The sequence below is a fragment of the Dietzia sp. DQ12-76 genome (genome assembly GCF_014145045.1).
In the GTDB taxonomy this organism is placed as follows: Bacteria; Actinomycetota; Actinomycetes; order Mycobacteriales; family Mycobacteriaceae; genus Dietzia.
This window is the reverse complement of record NZ_JAALDV010000264.1, coordinates 1-2,387: the sequence shown is the minus strand read 5'-3', so window position 1 is coordinate 2,387 and position 2,387 is coordinate 1. Positions and strand designations below refer to the sequence as shown.

Annotated in this window: 2 protein-coding genes and 1 pseudogene; 1 reads left to right on the top strand and 2 read right to left on the bottom strand. The window is 71.1% G+C overall.

All coding sequences use genetic code 11. The annotated features are described in order from the left end of the window. Both G6019_RS09735 and G6019_RS09730 read right to left on the bottom strand, forming a co-directional pair. Nucleotides 1-1,185: acyl-CoA dehydrogenase family protein (locus G6019_RS09735; protein ID WP_182627497.1), on the bottom strand; the 1,185-nt coding region annotated here is incomplete at its 3' end. 29 nt (nucleotides 1,186-1,214) lie between these two features. After that, nucleotides 1,215-2,039, bottom strand: coding sequence for an acyl-CoA thioesterase (locus G6019_RS09730; RefSeq protein WP_107757666.1), 825 nt, complete (start codon nucleotides 2,037-2,039; stop codon nucleotides 1,215-1,217). A 140-nt stretch (nucleotides 2,040-2,179) separates the two neighbouring features. Here G6019_RS09730 and G6019_RS09725 point away from each other — a divergent pair. Next, nucleotides 2,180-2,387: pseudogene (locus G6019_RS09725) on the top strand (alpha/beta hydrolase domain-containing protein); the annotation flags it as partial.

Genomic DNA, 2,387 nt, shown 5'->3' with positions numbered 1-2,387 from the left:
CGACTCGTAGGCGTGGTTGGGTCCGCGCTTGCACGTCCAGTACTTTGCGACCGCGGTGGCGAGCCGCCGGTACGCGGCGGACTCGTCGTCGTCATAGGCCGCTGCCAGGCGGGTCGCAGTCCAGGTGGCGGCCTCCGCTTCGAGCTGGAGGTCCGCCAGGACGGCGGCCATGGCCGGCTGGTCCACCAGGGTCGCGCCGAACGCGGCTCTGTGTCGGGCGTGCCATGCGGCCTCGGCCACGCCCTGACGCATGCCCGCGGTCGACCCCAGGACGCAGTCCAGTCTAGTGCGGCCGACCATCTCGATGATCGTGCGCACCCCGCGGCCGGGCTCGCCGACCATCCAGCCCAGGGTGCCGTCGAACTCCACCTCGGACGAGGCGTTGGATTTGTTGCCCAGCTTGTCCTTGAGGCGCTGGACCAGGAAGGGGTTGCGTTCGCCGCCGGGGAGGACGCGGGGGACGAGGAAGCAGCTCAGACCCTCCGGCGCCTGCGCCAGCACCAGGAAGGCGTCCGACTGCGGGGCCGAGCAGAACCACTTGTGGCCGCGCAGCACGTGCAGGCCGTCCCCGACCGGGGTGGCAGTGGTGGTGTTGGCCCGGACATCCGAACCGCCCTGCTTCTCGGTCATCGCCATACCGAACAGGACTCCCGACTTGGTCGCCGGATCGCGCAATTCGGGGTCGTAGACGGTGGACAGGAGCGCCGGTTCCCATTCCGCGGCCAACCCGGGGTTGAGCCGGAGGGACGGCACCACTGCGTGAGTCATGGACAGGGGGCAGCCGTGGCCGGCCTCGATCTGCGAGACCAGCATGAACCCCGCCGCCCGCTCGACGTTCGCGCCCGGGCCGGGGTCGGCCCACGCCGAGGTGTGGAGGCCTCGGGACACCGAGTAGTCCATGATCCGGTGGTACGAGGGGTGGAACTCGATCTCGTCCACCCGGTTGCCCCACCGGTCGTGGGCGTGGTGCACCGGCGGCAGGGTGTTGGCCAGCTCCGCGTCGTGCTGGTACCGCCCGGTTCCCACGTGTCGGCCGATCTCGTGGAATCGGTCGGTAACCGCGCCGGGCGCGAAGACTCCCACGGCCTCCCGGAGGGCGGGGTTGAGCGCGAACTCGTCCACGTCCACGCGCGGCGGCGCCTGGTTGAGGACCTCGTGGGTGGTGTGGTTGCGAGTGGTCGACATGTGCTGGGTCCTCCTCCGGCCCGCGGTACTCAGGACTTGAAATACATGAGTTGGTTGCTCGTGGCGAGCAGCCTGCCATCCCGGCTCCACAGCCGCGCCGACTCGTCGTGGTAGTTGCCGTGGAACCGGTGGGCGTGGACGCTGCCCAGGATGAAGTCCGTGCCCTGGGCCGCGATCTCGTCCGGGGTGGCCAGATAGTGGATCGTCAGCGTGACCGTGCCCGCGGGGACGGGCCGGCCGAGTCGGAGGAACGACCTCGGGAAGAACGAGTCGCACATCGCGGTGAGCGCGACGTGGTCGAGGGGGCGGGACGGCGAATCCCGGATCCACATCGTGGTGGTCGACTCCGGGGTCGCGTCCCCGTTCTCGACCGACTGCCACGGCCCCGTGACGAACCGCATGTCGTAGTTGTCCACCCACCTGACCCCGCGGTCCGCCGCGGCCGGGGTCAGGTCCTCCGGCACCGGGACCATCGGCGCCGTGGCCTCGGTCTCCGACCAGGTCTCCCGGCGCAGTGCGGTGATCGCGGTGGCGGTGGTGACCACCTGGTCGCCCTGGCGCATCTCGAGCCACCAGTGCTGGTTGGACCGGTTCGTCCGGGTGGGCCTGGCCTCGATCTCGAACTCCCCCTCGGCGACCGGGCCCGCGTAGTTCACCGTCAGGGCGAGCGGGTCGCCGTGCCGCGCCGGGTGCTGCAGGACCGCCTGCAGCATGGTCGCCGCGGTCGTCCCACCGAACGGCCCGACCATGTTGGCCCATGCGTCGACGGTGCGGCCCCGGACCAGGTCGTCGTGGACGCGTCGGAGCGCGACGGCCCGGTCCAGCGCGTGTGAGGGGGAGTCCTGATCGGTCACGGCACTCTCCTGATCGGGCGGCGTGGGAGGTCACCACCGAGTGCTCCCACCGTACCGAGCGGGCTCAGGGTCCCGTACCGAGCGGGCTCAGGGTCGACGAACCGCGGACCGTGCGTGGCGACGGGAGGCACAATCGGTCCATGGAGCGATCCCCGCGAGCCACGTTCGCAGAGTTGACCGAGGGTAAGGCCTTCCCGCCGATGTCCGGGCGCGCGGCCCCGGATCTGGCGGCGGCCGGGTTCGGCGAGTCGGAGTGGGCGTGTCGCGGCGAGGCGGTCTCCTACGCGCCGGTCTCGACGCCGCGCGACGGGCGTTTCGAGCTGACAGAGGCTGATTCCGCACCGTTCG